A 15,818-nucleotide genomic window follows, 5' to 3' on the forward strand; every position below is an offset into this window, starting at 1 on the left:
CTTCTTGATCCCTCCCTCTCTAGGAGAGAGGGATCTTCCGTTCCCGATCCACCGCCCCATCGGCCGGCGCCCGCGAGCCGCTCCAGCGCTCGATGGCGCCCAGGAGCTCCAACGGCGAGATCGGCTTGCCGATGTGGCCGTTCATGCCGGCCTGGGCGCTGGCCTCCACATGTTCGGGCAGGACGTCGGCGCTCAGCGCGATGATCGGGGTGTCGCGGTTGGCGCTGTCCTGGGCGCGGACGGCGCGGGCGGCGGCGAAGCCGTCGACCTCGGGCATCTGCAGATCCATCAGGATCAGGTCGAACCGCTCGCAGGCGGTCAGGCGCAGCGCCTCGGACGCGCTGGCGGCTTCGGAGACCTCGTGGCCGACGGCCTGCAACATGGCGCGCACCAGTTCGCGGTTCACCGCCACGTCGTCGACCACCAGGATCTGGGCGCGGGCGACGGGTCCGGCCCGCTCGGCGCTGACGCCCGTCGGCGCCGGCGCGGCTTCCTGGGCGTGGATGTCGAAGGCGAAGATCGAGCCGCCGCCCGGCGCGGACTCCATGGTGATGGAGCCGCCCATCAGCTCGACCAGGCCCTTGCAGATCGACAGGCCCAGACCCGTGCCGCCGTAGCGGCGGCTGTTCGATCCGTCGATCTGGAAGAAGCGCTGGAACAGGCCGTCGCGCTTGTCTTCGGGCACGCCGCAGCCCGTGTCGCGCACCGATACGCGCAGCACGCCGTCAGCATGGCGCACGCTCAGACGCACCTCGCCGGTCTCGGTGAACTTGATGGCGTTGCTGACCAGGTTGACGATCACCTGACGCAGCCGGTTGGCGTCGGCCTCCAGGGCCGCGGGGACGCCGGGGTCGAGGTCGAGCGACAGCGCCAGGCTCTTGGCGCGGGCCTGCTCGGCGAACAGGGCCATCACATCGTCCAGGAACGGCGCCACGGCGAACGGCTGGGGCGACAGGGCCACGTGGCCGGACTCCAGCTTGGAGAATTCCAGGATGTCGTTGACCACGGTCAGCAGGGTCATGCCCGCCGTCTTGACCCGCCGAACATAGAGGCCGGCGTCGGGCGGCAGGTCGTGGAGGTCGCTCAACAGGCTTGAAAAGCCGTTGATCGCCGTGAGCGGCGTGCGGATCTCGTGGCTCATATTGGCCAGGAACTCGGCCTTGGCCTCGGCGGCGGCTTCCGCGCGCAGCTTGGCGTCCAGCAAGGCGACCTCGCGGGCGCGGGCTTCGGTCACGTCCATCAGGGCGCCGAACAGGGTGGCGGCCTCGCCGTCAGCGCCCAGCTCGACCGCCGCGTGGCAGACCACGTGGCGCGCCGCGCCGTCCATCCGCCTGAGGCGCGCCTCGAATTCGAAGGGTTCGCCCGTCTTGGCCGCGATCTTCAGGCCGGCCCGCCAGCGGCGACGGTCGGCGACGTCGAAATGGGCCATCTGGGTTCCCAGGTTGGGGACTCCCGCCGAGGGCTCCCGCCCATAGATCCGGAACACCCCTTCGGACCATGTGGTCTCGCCGCTCGCCAGGTCGACGCGCCAGTGACCGACCCCGGCCATGCCCTCGGCCATCAGGGCGATGCGGTGGGCCTCGCGGATCCTGCGGGCGTCGGCCTCGGCCCGCCCCCGCGCCTCGGCCAGGTCGCGACGCGCCCGGGTCAGGTCGATCTGCAGCGAACGGAAGACGCGGAACACCAGATAGGTGGTGGCCAGCACCGTGGCGATCCGCCAGGGCTGGTCGCGCTCGACCAGCCGCACGCCCGCCCCCAACTGGACCACGACCATCGAGATCAGCATCGGCGTCAGATTGGTCAGCAGCCGCCGGGGCCGGGCGTAGTCGCGCACCAGGATCTCGAACATGACCACGCCGTAGAGGGTAACGCCGAAGGTCTGGGCCGCGCCGATCTGGAAGAACGTCAGATAGAAGCCGGCCAGGGCGTAGCCGGCGCTTTGCATCCAGGCGAAGAGGTCGGCGGCCCCGTCCGAGGCGCGCGCCTCGGCGACGGCCAGGGCGGCCATCGCCGCCATCCAGAGAAAGGGCGCGGGATCGTTGGAATAGGGCAGGGTGGCGCAGAAGACGACGGCCGAGAACACCAGCCGCGCGCCCATCCCGCCGGTGTCGCGACCCGAGACCCGCAGCAGGTCGCACGCCGCGCCGAGCCGGCGTCGCCAGCGGCCAGCCGCCGGCGCGCCCGTTGAAATCCCCGCAGCCATTGAACGCACCCTAACCCCGTCAACGGCTTATTTACCGTTCAGGATTGAACGAAAGGTTGAACGTGGTCGGCGAACGTCGATCGGCCCGGCCCTGGCCGACGCCCCAGCTTACGGATTCCATCGCGTCCATCCTCATGCCTTGAGAACGTTTCTCAACAAGGGCGGCCGCGTTGACACCCCCGGAGTCGCGCTTAAAAGCATCCCGCAACGCACAAAGCCAAAGGTTGGACGCAACCATGACCGACACCCGCGGGGGACTTCCCGACCGCCCCCTGTCGCCGCACCTGCAAGTCTGGCGCTGGCACATCACCATGGCCTGCTCGATCCTGCACCGCGCCACTGTGTTCGCGCTCTATGTCGGCGTCCTGCTGCTGGCCGGCTGGGCCGTGGCCCTGGCCTCCGGTCCCGACGCCTACGCCTGCTACACCGGCCTGCTCGGCTCGTTCCTCGGCAAGCTGGTCCTGTTCGGCCTGACGGTCGCCCTGCTCTACAACGTCGCCTACACCGTCCGGCAATCCTTCTGGGACATGGGCAAGGGCTTCACCCCCAAGACCGCCGACATGACCGGCGTCGGCGCCATCGCCTTCGCGGTGGTCGGCGCGATCGTCGTCTGGGTCATCGCCGCCCAAACCGGAGCGCTCTGATCATGGCTGGTCCTTCGTCCTCCGCCCGCTTCCGCACGCCGATGTCCCGGGCCCGCGGCCTGGGCGCCTCGCACCACGGCGTCGGCCATTTCGTCACCGAGCGCGTGTCGGGCATAGCCCTGATCCCGCTGGCCCTGTGGGGCCTGTTCGCCGGCCTGCGGCTGGCGAGCCTGGGCTTCGACGGCGCCGCCGAATGGGTGGCCATCGCGCACAACACCGTCCTGCTCAGCCTGCTGATCGTCGTCGCCCTGATCCACCTGAAGGGCGCGGTGCAGGTGGTGATCGAGGACTACGTCCCGGACTTCACGACCAAGACCGTGCTGGTCCTCGCCAATCTTTTCGTCTGCGTCCTCGGCGGCGCTCTTGGGGTCGTGGCGATCCTCAAGGTCGCCTTCACCGGAGCCCTCTGATGTCGGCCTACAAGTTCATCGACCACAAGTTCGACGTCGTCGTCGTCGGCGCCGGCGGCTCGGGCCTGCGCGCCGCGCTCGGCTGCGCCCAGGCCGGGCTGAAGACCGCCTGCGTCACCAAGGTGTTCCCGACCCGCAGCCACACGGTCGCCGCCCAGGGCGGGATCTCGGCCTCGTTGGGCAACATGGGCCAGGACGACTGGCGCTGGCACATGTTCGACACCGTCAAGGGTTCGGACTGGCTGGGCGACCAGGACGCCATCGAATACCTGACCCGCAACGCCCCGGCCGCGGTCTACGAGCTGGAGCACTGGGGCGTGCCGTTCTCGCGCACCGTCGACGGCAAGATTTACCAGCGCGCCTTCGGCGGCATGACCAAGAACTTCGGCGAGGGCCCGATCCAGCGCACCTGCGCGGCGGCCGATCGCACCGGTCACGCCATGCTGCACACGATGTACGGCCAGTCCCTGGCCCACGACACCGAGTTCTTCATCGAGTACTTCGCGCTCGACCTGATCATGGAAGACGGCGTCTGCCGCGGCGTCACCGCCTGGAAGCTGGACGACGGCACCCTGCACCGGTTCCAGGCCCAGATGGTAATCCTGGCCACCGGCGGCTACGGCCGCGCCTACTTCTCGGCCACCTCGGCCCACACCTGCACCGGCGACGGCAACGCCATGGCCCTGCGCGCGGGCCTGCCGCTGCAGGACATGGAGTTCGTGCAGTTCCACCCCACCGGCATCTACGGCGCCGGCTGCCTGATCACCGAGGGCGCCCGCGGCGAGGGCGGCTACCTGACCAACTCGGAGGGCGAGCGCTTCATGGAGCGCTACGCTCCGTCGGTGAAGGACCTGGCCCCGCGCGACATGGTCAGCCGGGCCATGACCATCGAGATCCGCGAAGGCCGCGGCGTGGGCCCCAACAAGGACCACATCTTCCTGCACCTGGACCACCTGGACCCGAAGATCCTGCACGAGCGCCTGCCCGGCATCTCCGAGACCGCCAAGGTGTTCGCCGGCGTCGACGTCACCAAGGCCCCGATCCCGGTGCTGCCGACCGTGCACTACAACATGGGCGGCATCCCGACGAACTATCACGGCGAGGTCGTCACCAAGTCGGGCGACAATCCCGACCAGGTGATCCCCGGCCTGATGGCCGTTGGCGAGGCGGCCTGCGTGTCGGTGCACGGCGCCAACCGCCTGGGCTCCAACAGCCTGATCGACCTGGTGGTGTTCGGCCGCGCCGCGGCCCTGCGCTGCGCCGAGATCCTCAAGCCGATGGCCACCCAGCCGGAGCTGAAGGACAGCATGACCGACGCCCACCTGGCCCGCTTCGACCGCTTCCGCAACGCCAATGGCGGCACGCCGACGGCGGCCCTGCGCCTGGAAATGCAGAAGGCCATGCAGGAGGACGCCGCGGTGTTCCGCACCGGCGAGAGCCTGGAAAGCGGCGTCAAGCGCCTGGGCGCGGTCTGGGACAAGGCCAAGGACATCAAGGTCAGCGACCGCGGGCTGGTGTGGAACACCGACCTGATGGAGACCCTGGAGTTCGACAACCTGATCGGCCAGGCCGTGGTCACCGTGGCCGGGGCGGTCAACCGCACCGAAAGCCGCGGCGCCCACGCCCGCGAGGACTTCTCCACGCGCGACGACGCCAACTGGATGAAGCACACCCTGGCCTGGCTCGACCAGGGCACCGGCCAGGTGAAGATCGATTTCCGGCCGGTGCACAGCTACACCATGTCGAAAGACATCGACTACATCCCGCCCAAGCAGCGCGTGTACTGAGGGTACGATCGATGGTTCAGCTCACCCTCCCGAAGAACTCCACCGTCCAGAACGGCAAGCACTGGCCCGCCCCGGCCGGCGCCAAGAACACGCGGTCGTTCAAGATCTACCGCTACGATCCGGAAGACGGCCGCAACCCGCGCTGGGACACCTACGAGGTGGACGTCGACGCCTGCGGCCCGATGGTCCTGGACGCCCTGCTCTATATCAAGAACACGATCGACCCGACGCTGGCCTTCCGCCGCTCGTGCCGCGAGGGCGTCTGCGGCTCGTGCGCGATGAACATCGGCGGCCGCAACACCCTGGCCTGCACCCACGGCCACGCCGACACGCCCGGCAAGGCCGTGCAGATCAGCCCGCTGCCCAGCCAGCCGGTGGTCAAGGACCTGATCCCCGACCTGACGCTGTTCTACGCCCAGTACGCCTCGATCGAGCCCTGGCTGCACACCGTGACGCCCGAGCCGCAGACCGAGTGGAAGCAGTCGCCCGAAGACCGCTCCAAGCTGGACGGCCTCTACGAATGCATCCTCTGCGCCTGCTGCTCGACCTCGTGCCCCAGCTACTGGTGGAACGGCGACAAGTACCTGGGCCCGGCCACCCTGCTGCACGCCTATCGCTGGCTGATCGACAGCCGCGACGAAGCCACGGGCGACCGCCTCGACAACCTCGAGGACCCGTTCAAGCTCTATCGCTGCCACACGATCATGAACTGCGCCCAGGTCTGCCCCAAGGGCCTGAACCCGGCCAAGGCGATCGCCGAGATCAAGAAGATGCTGGTCGAGCGCGTCGTCTAGGACGACGCGCTCTCGCCTCGTCCTTCGACGGGCTCGGGACGAGGCCTGTTCCATCGCCGTAGAAGTCCGGCCCGCCCTGCGCTAGGGACCGGTCTTCGAGCCCAAGGCCGATCGGCTTGCAAAAAGGTGACGCGGTCGTCATCTTTGCTCGAACGGGAGGACGATGGCGTTGAGTGAAGCAGGCACGGGCGATCTGAACAGCCGCGTCGTCATCGTCGGGGCCGGTCATGCCGGCGGTTCGGCGGCGGCGTTCCTTCGCCAGTATGGCCACACCGGCCCGATCGTGCTGATCGGCGACGAGCCCCTGCTGCCCTATCAGCGCCCGCCGCTCAGCAAGGCCTGGCTGAAGGGCGAGGCCGACGCCGACAGCCTGCAGCTCAAGCCCAGCAGCTGGTACGAGGAGGCCGGCGTCTCCCTGCGCCTGGGCGGCGTGGCGACCTCGATCAATCGCGGCGCCAAGACCGTGACCCTGGCCTCGGGCGAAACCCTGCCCTACGACTACCTGATCCTGGCCACCGGGGCCCGGGCCCGGGCCTTGCCGATCCCCGGCGCCGACCTGGCCGGCGTCCTGGCGCTGCGCACGGCGGCCGACGCCGAGGCCCTGAAGAGCGCCCTGGGTCCCGGCAAGCGGCTGGCGGTGGTCGGCGGCGGCTATGTGGGGCTGGAGGCGGCGGCCTCGGCCATGGCCCTGGGCGGCCAGGCCACGATCATCGAGCGGGAGCCGCGCGTCCTGGCCCGGGTGGCCTGCGAGACCCTGTCGCGCTTCTTCCAGGACTATCACGGCGCGCGCGGCGTGAGCTTCGTGCTCGACGCCAACGTGGCCGGCTTCGACGGCGAGGACGGCCATGTGACCGGCGTGCGGCTGGCCGACGGCTCGGTGATCGCCTGCGACGTCGCCCTGGTCGGGGTCGGGGCGATCCCCAACGAGGAGCTGGCCCGCGACGCGGGGCTGGACTGCACCAACGGCGTGGTGGTCGACATCGAGGCGCGCACGGCCGACCCGTTCGTGTTCGCCATCGGCGACCTGACCCACCGGCCGCTGCCGACCTACGATCGCCAGTTCCGCCTGGAAAGCGTGCCCAACGCCCTAGAGCAGGCCAAGCAGGCCGCCGCCGCCATCGCCGGCCGGCCGATGCCGCCGCACGAGATCCCGTGGTTCTGGTCCGACCAGTACGACCTGAAACTGCAGATCGCCGGCCTGCCGTTCGACGCCGACCGCCAGGTGGTGCGGGGCGACGTGGCCGCCGCCCGGTTCGCCGTCTTCCACCTGAAGGGCGACCTGGTCCAGGCCGTCGAGGCCGTCAACGCCCCGCCCGAATTCATGGCCGGCAAGCAGCTGATCGCCAGGCGCACGCCGGTCAGCGTCGAGAAGCTGGCGGATCCGACGATTTCCATGAAGGAAGTAGCGGCGTAAAACGACCGTTCAAAAATACGACAGGCAAACCAGTCCAGGGGACCCATGGCCAAGATCACCTATATCGAGCACGACGGCGAAGAACACGTCATCGACGTCAAGCCGGGCCTGACGGTCATGGAAGGCGCGGTGAAGAACAACGTGCCGGGCATCGACGCCGACTGCGGCGGGGCCTGCGCCTGCGCCACCTGCCATGTCTATGTGGACGACGCCTGGCTTTCCAAGACGGGCGACAAGTCGGCCATGGAAGAGTCGATGCTGGACTTCGCCGAGAACGTCGAGCCCAACAGCCGCCTGTCGTGCCAGATCAAGGTCAGCGACGCCCTGGACGGGCTGGTGGTGCGGCTGCCGGAAAGCCAGCACTGATCCTGTTTCCCTCTCCCCTTGCGGGAGAGGATGGCCCCACGGAGTGGGGTCGGGCGAGGGGTTGAAGACCAGAAACGCCGCGACCAGCCTTTCCGCTGTCGCGGCGTTTTGCGTTTGTACGACCCCTCATCCGTCAGCTTCGCTGACACCTTCTCCCGCAAGGGGAGAAGGAAATTAGAACCCGAACTCCGGCTGGGCCGCTCCCGGCTGCTGGGTCTCCGGCAAATGGCAGGTGAAGGTCGAGCCCGCGCCGGGCTCGCTCTCCAGCGCCACCCAGCCGCCGTGCAGCTCGACCAGCGCCTTGACCAGGGCCAGGCCCAGGCCCGGGCCGCCGCGGTCGCGGCCGACGAAGCGGTCGAAGATGTGGGCCTGGACGTGGAAGGGCACGCCGCGGCCGGTGTCCGACACGTCCAGCCGCACCTCGCCCAGGGCGCGCCGCGCCGACAGGGTGACCACCCCGTCCGGCGGGGTCTGGCGCAGGGCGTTCTCGATCAGGTGGTCCAGGATCTGCGACAGCCGCTTGTGGTCGCCGCGGATCAGGCCGACGTCCTTGTCGCATTCCACCGACAGCGTCACCCCGCCCAGCTGGGCGGGCTTCAGCGAGCGTTCCTGGGCGTCGGCCAGCAGGCCGGCCACGCGGATGTCCTCGATCTCCAGCGCCATCTCGCCGGCGTCGATCTGGGCCATGTCCAGCACGTCGTCGATCGAGCGGGCCAGCTGGGTGGCGGCGGCGCGCACCGAGGCCACGTGGCCGCGGCTGCGTTCGGAGAGGCCGTCGGCCCGCTCCAGCAGCTCCGAATAGCCGATGATCGTCGTCAGCGGGGTACGCAGCTCATAGGAGACGTTGCCGACGAAGTCGCGCTTGAGCCGCTCGGCCTCGGTCAGGGCCGCCGAGCGGTCGTCCAGGGCGTTCTGCAGGGCGCGGGTGTCGGTGACGTCGGCGAAGGCGATCAGGGTCGCGCCGTCCGGCAGCGGGCGGCTCTGATAGACGACGATCCGGTTGTCCGAGGTGCGGGTCTCGCCCGAGGTCGGGGCGCGCATCTGCGGGTCGGGATCGGCCACCCGGCCCTTCAGTTCGCGCCAGAAGCTCAGGTCGTGCAGGCGCGGCACGCACAGCTCGACCACGCCCTCGAAGTCGACCGCCGCCTCCAGGGCCTGGGCCGAGACGTTCCAGAAGCTTTCGAAGGCCTCGTTGTGCAGCCGCAGCCGGCCGTCCGAGCCGAACACCGCCACCGCGTCGTTCAGCTTGTCCAACGTGGCCTGCTGCACCTGGATCAGGGCGTTGTACTGGGCCTTCAGCCGCAGTTCGCCGGTGATGTCGGAATAGAGCAGCAGCATGCCGCCCAGCGGGTGGGGCTGGCGCACGACGCGCAGGGTGCGGCCGTCGGGCAGGTCCCACATCTCGTCGGGCTGGGGCCCCAGGTCCTCGTAGCGCGCCAGCTCGGCGGCCTTCCACCGCGCATAGTCAACCGTTTCGGGGAGCCTGCGGCGCTGGCGCAGGCGGTCCAAGACCTCGCCGTGGGTCGGGCGCTCGGCCAGCCAGGCCGGCTCCAGGCCCCACAGCTCGGCGAAGGCGGTGTTGTGGAAGGCCAGGCGCCGACCGGCGCTGAAGATCGCCACGCCGTCGGCGATGTGGTTCAGCGTCTCGTCGTGGGCGGCGACGTGCTTCTTCAGCGCGTCGCGCATGTCCTCGACCTCGGTGACGTCGCTGCTGAACACCCCGACCCCGCCGCCGTCCAACGGCTGGGCCGAGAAGCGAAGGGCGCGGCGGCGGCCGTCCAGCGGCACCCAGCGCACCAGCTCGCGCAGCTCGCCGGCCTTGGCGGCCTCGATCGCCAGGGCGTCGGCGGCCCGGTCGATCGACTTGTTGTCGCGCGCCGCGTCGGCGGCCGTCTCGACCCCGACGACCCGTAGATAGGCCGCGTTGCCCCAGACCGGCGCGCCGTCGGCGCCCGAGATCCAGGCCGGCTCGACCAGGCCGTTCATGAAGGCGGCGAAGCGATGGGCGTCGGGCAGGCCGGTCTCGTCGGCGGCGGCCGCGGCCAGGCGCAGCCAGGCCCGGGTCCCGGCCGCCCGGCCCTCGACCACCACGCCGCCGCGCGCGCCGCGCGTTTCGAAGGCGCAGGCCTCGCCCTGCTCGAACAGGGCCTTCAGCTTGTGGGCGTGGGACGGATCGGCCTGCGTCAGGGCCACGACCACGGCCTGGGCGTCGGCGGCGACGTCGAGGATCCCGGCGCATTCGGCCAGGGCGTCCCCGCCGGAGACCAGGTCGACGCCGTGGTCGTGCAGGACGACCACCGCGGTCTCGAAGGCCTCGGCCGCCCCCTGGCTGTCCATCAGCCGCGTCTCCAGCGCCGTGGCGCGGGCTTTCAGGCGGGCGAGGTGGTCCTCGAACCGCCGTCGTTGCGACATGGCCCACAGGGTGGCGCATAGGGCCAGGCAGACCGCGCCGGCCGTCGCGGCCAGGATCAAGTCGGACGAGGTCATCAGGCTTGTCGTCGGCCCCCGGGCTGCTGACGTGGTTAGCGAATCAGATTCACAGATTAGGCCGCGCGTGGCCAGAGCGCGATGAGCGCCGCCGTCACGGCCTTTCCGAGGCGACGACGGCGGCCTATCTAGCGACCATGACCTGGACCGATCCCCTGGCCGCGACCCTGGCCCCGTCGCCGGACGACTTCGCCGCCCTGGCGCGCCGGGCTTTCGACGACCTGCCCGAAGACTTCCGCCGCCAAGCCGGCGCGCTGGCCTTCCGCATCGACGACTTCGCCACGGACGCGGTGTTGGACGAGCAAGGGGTTGAGGATCCGTTCGCGCTGACGGGCCTGCTCCAGGGCGGCCATCCTGGCCCGCCGACGCTGGTTCTCTATCGCCGGCCGATCCTCGACGAATGGTGCGAGCGCGGCGACATCGCCCTGGGCGAGCTGGTCGCCCAGGTGGTGGCGGACGAACTGGGCCAGGTCGCGCCGTCCGGCGCTTGGCCCGGGGAAGGCTGGAGCGGGGTCCGATCGCCGTCGCTGGCGGATTTCGCGGCGCTCGCCGCCCATGCGCTGGCCAACCTTCCGCTGGCGATCAAGGCGGCGGTCGGGGACGTCCAGATCCGGGTCGAGGACTTCGCCGACGACGAGACGCTCGATGCATTGGAGATCGAAGACGCCTTCGAGCTGACCGGGGTCTACGAGGGCGTCGACCTGCCGCGGCGCAGCGTGTTCGACGTGGCGCCGTCGCCCTCGAGCATCCGGCTCTTCCGCCGTCCGATCCTGGACGAATGGTGCGAGGGCGAAGTCGGCTTCCAGGCGCTGGTCGAGCACGTCTTCGTGCACGAAGCGGCCCACCATTTCGGCTTCAGCGACGCCGGCATCGAGCACGTCGAGCAGTCGTAGGGGACCTAGCGGTTGTCATCCCGGATCTTCGCGCCGCGCGCTCGTCCGGGATGACAACCGTTGTTTTAAGCCGCCGAGACCCGCGCCTGGATCAGCCGGAGGGCTTCGTGGGCCGACAGGGCCGCGCCCTCCTGCCAGGCGTTGATGTAGCTCATGTGCTCGCCGGCGAAGTAGAAGGCGCCGTCGGGCTTGCACAGTTCGGCGTAGTCGGTGGCGCGCTGTTCTTCCTTCCAGCCCACGGCGACGCCCTCGCTGTAGGGCGTCTGCTTCCACGAGACGGTGAAGGGCCTGGCCAGTTCCTGGCCGTGGCCGGGGTGGAACTTGTCGATCACCTTGCGCGACAGGGCGAAGCGCTCGTCGAACGACATGGCCGCGTACTTGGCCGGATTGTCGGGTCCCGAGAAGCCGATCGAATAGGCCCCGACCAGGATGCCGGTCTTCTCGCCGATGCCGCCGCTGGGATACCAGACCAGCTCGTTGGCCTCGTCGGTCCAGCCGAGGCCCCCGTACTGGAAGTCGTCCTGCTCCCAGAACCGCCGGCTCTCCCAGGCCACCTTGGTGCCATGGTGGTACTCGGCCGCGGCGATCGCCGATTTCACGCGCGGGCTGAAGTCGGACGGGATCTTGGCCAGCACCGGCAGCGGGATCGTGCAGAGGCAGAAGTCGGCCTCCAGCGTCTGCGCGCCGGCCTTGTCGGCATAGACGATCTTCACGCCCTTGGGCGTCTTGCGCAGCTCCTTGACCACGGCCTCGAACTTCACCGCGGACTTCACCTGCTCGTAGAGGGCGTAGGAGATCCGGTCCATGCCGCCGACCGGCTGCAGCATGGTGGCCTGCATGTCGATGATCTCCTCGAAGATCAGGCTGGCGCCCCAGAACCGCGCCTTCATCATGTCGGCCATGCGCAGCGGCGGCCCGCCCTTGGGCGGATGGTCGTAGCCGCCGGGCGAGGCCAGGAAGCCGGCCCGGGTCGAGCCCTCGTAGGTGTTCTTCGACAGGTCGCCGTAGGCCGACAGGTAGCCCAGGAGCTTCTGCTTATCGACGCCGGTCAGCTCCTGGTCCAGGGCGCCCTTGTCGACGGCCTTGGCCAGCAGCTCGGTGAAGGCCCCGCGGGTGTCGTTGACCGCCTGGCGCTCGGTGACCACCTGGCCGCCGAAGTCCAGCTTGGCCGAGCGGTTGGCGTTGACCATCACCTCCAGCGGCACGCCCAGCTCCTGGCAGTAGCCGAGGATGGCGTGGTGCCACTGCGGGATGCGGGCCGGGCCGGCGTTGAAATAGTCGTTCGGTCCCTTGGCCCAGTCGACTACCTGGTCCGGCCGCCCGGTCTGGACGATCTTCGACCCCGACCGCACCGACCAGGCCCGGCCGCCCGGCCGGTCGCGGGCCTCCAGCACCGTGACCGCGTAGCCCGCCTTGCGCAGCTCGTAGGCGGCGACCAGCCCGGCGACGCCCGCCCCCAGGATGGCCACCGAAGCGCCCTTGCCGCCGGCCAGGCCCAGCCTGGGCGCGCCGGCATAGGCGCGCGGCGCGGCCAGCAGGCCCATGCCCATCATAGTGGTGTACAGCGCCCCGTAGCCGCCGGCCTTGCCCACCGACGTCAGAAACCGGCGTCGCGAAATCCCCATGGTCGTCCCCTCGCTAGACTTGAAGGCTGAAGGTCGGCGTGAAGCCGCAGGCCCCGTCGCAGCACGAAGCGCGAGCTTGGGCCAGGAAGTCGGGTTCGTGCCACCAGTATTCGGCCGCGGCCTCGCAGACGAAGCGTCGGCCGCCTTCCAGCGACGCATGCCGCGCAGGGTCCGCGAACGGACCGATCAAATCGGCGATCGTGTGGACCTGGCCGTGCTTGATCACCTTGACGACCTTGGCGGCGTCCTCGATCCGGGCCAGCGGATCGCCGTCGACCCAGACGAGGTCGGCGTAGTTCCCGGTGGCGATCGACCCCAGCGGCTCGTCCAGATAGTCGCCCGAGGCGCTGGTGGCGGTGACCAGGGCCTCGAACGGCGTCATGCCGTAGCGGACCATGGCCCGCAGGTTCATGTGCAGGCTGACGGCGTTGAAGTCGATCGGCGAGTCCGTGCCGGTGGTGATGCGGCCGCCGGCCCGGACGGTGCGCGCCACCTCGGCGACGTTGCGGGCCAGTGAGGCCAGGATCGGCGTGCGGTCCATGGCCGCCATCTGCTTGGCCCGCTCCAGCAGGCGAGCATATTCCCACGGCGGATACAGCGCCTTGACGCGCGGGTCGTCGACCAGCGAGCGGTCGTCGCCCAGCAGGGCCGTCGAGGTGAACAGGGTCGGCGTCCGCGCCGCCTTGCTGGCCACGAAGGCGGCGTTGACGTCCTGGTAGATGTTCCCCAGGGCGCTGACCGTGCGGGAGTAGCCGGTGCGGCTGGTCGCGCCCAGGTGCTCCATGCCGTCCATGCCCAGGCCCAGGGCCGGATAGTGGTAGTGCGAGGTCAGCGGCAGGCCCTTGGCGTGGGCCCAGGCGATGACTTCCTTCTGGCGCTCGCCCGACAGGCGGACATAGGTCTTGATCAGGTCGTATGACAGCGCCTCGACCCGCTTCAGCTCCAGCGCCATCTGGCCCGGCTCGGTGACCGGCCGCATGAAGTTGTAGAAGATCCGCGAGCCGTCGATCGCCTCGCCGGTGGCGTAGTAGCGCGGGCCGATCCGCTTGCCGGACTCGATGGCCTCCTGGTCCTCGACCGTGTGATAGGCCGGGCCGCCGGGCGAGCGGGTGGTGGTCACGCCCAGCGACAGCCACAGCCGCCCCTCCCGGTCGCCATAGCCGTAGCCCTGCATCTGGCGATGGGTGTGCATGTCGATCAGGCCGGGCGTCACCGTGCCGGTCGGCGCGTCTATCACCTGGACGTCCGCCGCCACCTCGCCGCGCGGCGCGACGCCGGCGATGCGGCCGTCGGAGATCAGGACGTCGACGTTCTCGCGCAAGGTCGGCGACCGGCCGTCCCACAGGCGGGCGGCGCGGACCACCATCCGTCCCTTGGGCCGGACATTGGCCCAGGTCAGGCCGTGCGGAACTGTCCTGGGCGCGCCGCCGGTCGCCGCGATCAGCTTCAGCTGGCCGGCCGACAGGTAGATCAGGCTCTTGCCGTCGCCGCTCCAGCTGACGGCGTCGGTGACCTCGTCGTTCAGCGCCTTGGGCGCTCCCAGCAGCTTGCCGGTCTCGTCGACCGGCGAGACGTGCAGCCGGCTGGCGAAGACATAGGCCAGGGCCTTGCCGTCCGGCGACCAGGCCGGGCCGTCGTCGCCGCGCGTGCCCAGCGAGCGGTCGGGCAGGATCGGGGCGTAGGTTCCCTTGCCGCTGGCCACGTCGACGGTCAGGATCTCGCTGAGCCCCTCGCGGAAGCGGGCCGAATAGGGCTTGAAGGCGGCATAGGCGATGGTCCTGTCGCCTGGTCCCCAGCTCGGCTTGCCGGGCTCCCAGAGGTCGCCATAGAGGCGGCGGGTCTCGCCGGTCGCGGCGTCGGCGACGAACAGCCCGCCGTTCTGGCTGAGGAAGGCGATCGACTTGCCGTCGCGCGACCAGGCGCTGGACACCGCCGCCCCGTCGAACCGGGTCAGCTGGCGGCTGGCGCCGGTGGCCATGTCGCGCAGCCAGAGGTCCAGCGAGCCGCCCTTGTCGGTCGAATAGGCCAGGGTCTTGCCGTCCGGCGACCAGGCCGGGTCGACCTTGCTGAAGGCGTCGTTGATCAGCGGCTTGGCCGGGCCGCCGCCGATGTCGAGCAGGTAGAGGTCGTTCAGCGCCCGGAACACCACCTGGCGGCCGTCGGGCGACAGGGTGGGGCTGCCGATGCCGACCACCGGCCGGGTCCTGGCCGACAAGAAGTCGCGGCTCTTCTTGGTGTAGCGCGGCGTCAGGACGGGAACGGTCGCCGTGAAGGCCACGACCTTGGCCTCGCCGCCCGGCTTGCGCAGCTTGATCTGGCCGTCGGCGGTGTAGAGGAACTCGCCGGACTTCAGCCACGAGGCGCGGAACGGGAAGACGTCCTCGCCCCCGACCACGACGCCGGCGGCGTTGCGCAGCTCGGCCTTGCCGTTCTCGATGGCGGTGAAGACCACATCCTGGCCGTCGGGCGTGAAGGCCGGGCTGGAGACCGAGGCGGCGTTGAAGCGGTCGGCCGAGGCCTTGACCTTGGCCACCGTCCGCCGCGTCCCGTCCAGGCCCTGGACGTCGATGCGGACCTTGTCGACGGTGAAGGTCAGGCTCTTGCCGTCCGGCGCCCAGGAGGGTTCGAACTCGTCGCCGGGGCCGGAACTGAAGGCGGTGACCGCGCCGCTGGCGACGTTCAGCAGGTGGACGCCGTAGCGCCCGCCGCGGTCGCTAGAGAAGGCGATCGTCTTGCCGTCCGGTGACCAGCGCGGCTCGCGGCAGTCGAACGCGCCCTTGGTCAGCTGTTTCAGACCCGCCCCGTCCGCGCCGATGGTCCAGACGTGGAAATTGCCGTCGCGATAGGACTGGAAGGCGAGGGTCTTGCCGTCCGGCGACCAGTCGGGCTGGGCGATCTCGTAGACCTCGTCGGTGAGCCGCCTGGCGGCGCCGCCCTCGATCGGGACCAGCCACAGCATGGCGTAGACGTCGAAGGCCACGGTCCTGCCGTCGGGCGAGACCGTGGCGCAGATATTGGTGCCCTCGGTGGCGGTGACCTTGCGGGTGTCGGCGGCCAGCGGCTGGTCGGCCGCCGCCGCGCCGGGCGGTGTCAGGGCGGCGACCCCCGAGGCGGCGATCGCCCCGCCGCCGATCGAGAAAAGCCGGCGGCGGCTGACGCCGCGCCTGGAACTCTTGGTCATCGTGAACTCCGAGA

The 15,818-nt window shown here is 70.1% G+C and carries 11 protein-coding genes; 7 read left to right on the top strand and 4 right to left on the bottom strand.

The features are described from left to right. Positions 1–19: 19 nt before the first annotated feature. Complete coding sequence (locus BM066_RS21520; protein ID WP_089930235.1) at positions 20–2,203, bottom strand: hybrid sensor histidine kinase/response regulator; 2,184 nt, start codon at positions 2,201–2,203, stop codon at positions 20–22. Between the two features lie 236 nt (positions 2,204–2,439). Here BM066_RS21520 and sdhC point away from each other — a divergent pair, with 236 nt between their 5' ends. The 6 genes from sdhC to BM066_RS21550 all read left to right on the top strand — a co-directional run bounded on the left by sdhC (position 2,440) and on the right by BM066_RS21550 (position 7,618). After that, positions 2,440–2,847: a succinate dehydrogenase, cytochrome b556 subunit gene (gene sdhC, locus BM066_RS21525; RefSeq protein ID WP_018062147.1), complete on the top strand. Its 408-nt coding sequence runs from the start codon at positions 2,440–2,442 to the stop codon at positions 2,845–2,847. A 2-nt stretch (positions 2,848–2,849) separates the two neighbouring features. Beyond that, positions 2,850–3,257 carry a succinate dehydrogenase, hydrophobic membrane anchor protein gene (sdhD, locus tag BM066_RS21530; RefSeq protein ID WP_026176558.1) on the top strand — a complete coding sequence of 136 codons (408 nt, stop codon included), beginning with the start codon at positions 2,850–2,852 and terminating at the stop codon, positions 3,255–3,257. Next, positions 3,257–5,044: a succinate dehydrogenase flavoprotein subunit gene (gene sdhA, locus BM066_RS21535; RefSeq protein WP_018062149.1), complete on the top strand. Its 1,788-nt coding sequence runs from the start codon at positions 3,257–3,259 to the stop codon at positions 5,042–5,044. Before sdhD ends, sdhA begins: the two co-directional genes overlap by 1 nt. 11 nt (positions 5,045–5,055) lie before the next feature. Then, positions 5,056–5,838, top strand: a complete 783-nt coding sequence (locus tag BM066_RS21540) for a succinate dehydrogenase iron-sulfur subunit (RefSeq protein WP_018062150.1) — start codon at positions 5,056–5,058, stop codon at positions 5,836–5,838. Between the two features lie 163 nt (positions 5,839–6,001). Further along, positions 6,002–7,252 (top strand): NAD(P)/FAD-dependent oxidoreductase, encoded by a 1,251-nt coding sequence (locus tag BM066_RS21545; RefSeq protein WP_018062151.1) that lies wholly within the window; start codon positions 6,002–6,004, stop codon positions 7,250–7,252. A gap of 45 nt (positions 7,253–7,297) precedes the next feature. Next, positions 7,298–7,618, top strand: a complete 321-nt coding sequence (locus BM066_RS21550) for a 2Fe-2S iron-sulfur cluster-binding protein (protein ID WP_089930236.1) — start codon at positions 7,298–7,300, stop codon at positions 7,616–7,618. 174 nt (positions 7,619–7,792) lie between these two features. Here BM066_RS21550 and BM066_RS21555 read toward each other — a convergent pair whose 3' ends face one another. Next, positions 7,793–10,105: a cell cycle protein kinase DivL gene (locus tag BM066_RS21555; protein ID WP_018062153.1), complete on the bottom strand. Its 2,313-nt coding sequence runs from the start codon at positions 10,103–10,105 to the stop codon at positions 7,793–7,795. Between the two features lie 137 nt (positions 10,106–10,242). Between BM066_RS21555 and BM066_RS27385 the strand changes: the two genes are divergently transcribed. Continuing rightward, entirely contained in the window at positions 10,243–10,998 is a 756-nt protein-coding gene (locus BM066_RS27385) for a metallopeptidase family protein (RefSeq protein WP_018062154.1), read from the top strand. 65 nt (positions 10,999–11,063) lie between these two features. On the opposite strand, the gene BM066_RS21565 is transcribed toward BM066_RS27385, so the two are convergent. Together BM066_RS21565 and BM066_RS21570 are read right to left on the bottom strand one after the other, a co-directional pair. Next, positions 11,064–12,623 (bottom strand): flavin monoamine oxidase family protein, encoded by a 1,560-nt coding sequence (locus BM066_RS21565; RefSeq protein WP_018062155.1) that lies wholly within the window; start codon positions 12,621–12,623, stop codon positions 11,064–11,066. Between the two features lie 13 nt (positions 12,624–12,636). Continuing rightward, complete coding sequence (locus BM066_RS21570; protein ID WP_018062156.1) at positions 12,637–15,804, bottom strand: amidohydrolase family protein; 3,168 nt, start codon at positions 15,802–15,804, stop codon at positions 12,637–12,639. Positions 15,805–15,818 lie beyond the last annotated feature (14 nt).

It is taken from the genome of Caulobacter sp. UNC279MFTsu5.1, from assembly GCF_900114015.1.
Lineage (GTDB): Bacteria > Pseudomonadota > Alphaproteobacteria > Caulobacterales > Caulobacteraceae > Caulobacter.

Bases quoted from the DNA above. Each gene is read 5' to 3' on its own strand.
- BM066_RS27385 (WP_018062154.1), top strand. From the start codon at position 10,243: ATGACCTGGACCGATCCCCTGGCCGCGACCCTGGCCCCGTCGCCGGAC.
- BM066_RS21540 (WP_018062150.1), top strand. From the start codon at position 5,056: ATGGTTCAGCTCACCCTCCCGAAGAACTCCACCGTCCAGAACGGCAAG.
- sdhA (WP_018062149.1), top strand. From the start codon at position 3,257: ATGTCGGCCTACAAGTTCATCGACCACAAGTTCGACGTCGTCGTCGTC.
- sdhC (WP_018062147.1), top strand. From the start codon at position 2,440: ATGACCGACACCCGCGGGGGACTTCCCGACCGCCCCCTGTCGCCGCAC.
- BM066_RS21545 (WP_018062151.1), top strand. From the start codon at position 6,002: ATGGCGTTGAGTGAAGCAGGCACGGGCGATCTGAACAGCCGCGTCGTC.
- sdhD (WP_026176558.1), top strand. From the start codon at position 2,850: ATGGCTGGTCCTTCGTCCTCCGCCCGCTTCCGCACGCCGATGTCCCGG.
- BM066_RS21555 (WP_018062153.1), bottom strand. From the start codon at position 10,105: ATGACCTCGTCCGACTTGATCCTGGCCGCGACGGCCGGCGCGGTCTGC.
- BM066_RS21520 (WP_089930235.1), bottom strand. From the start codon at position 2,203: ATGGCTGCGGGGATTTCAACGGGCGCGCCGGCGGCTGGCCGCTGGCGA.
- BM066_RS21570 (WP_018062156.1), bottom strand. From the start codon at position 15,804: ATGACCAAGAGTTCCAGGCGCGGCGTCAGCCGCCGCCGGCTTTTCTCG.
- BM066_RS21565 (WP_018062155.1), bottom strand. From the start codon at position 12,623: ATGGGGATTTCGCGACGCCGGTTTCTGACGTCGGTGGGCAAGGCCGGC.
- BM066_RS21550 (WP_089930236.1), top strand. From the start codon at position 7,298: ATGGCCAAGATCACCTATATCGAGCACGACGGCGAAGAACACGTCATC.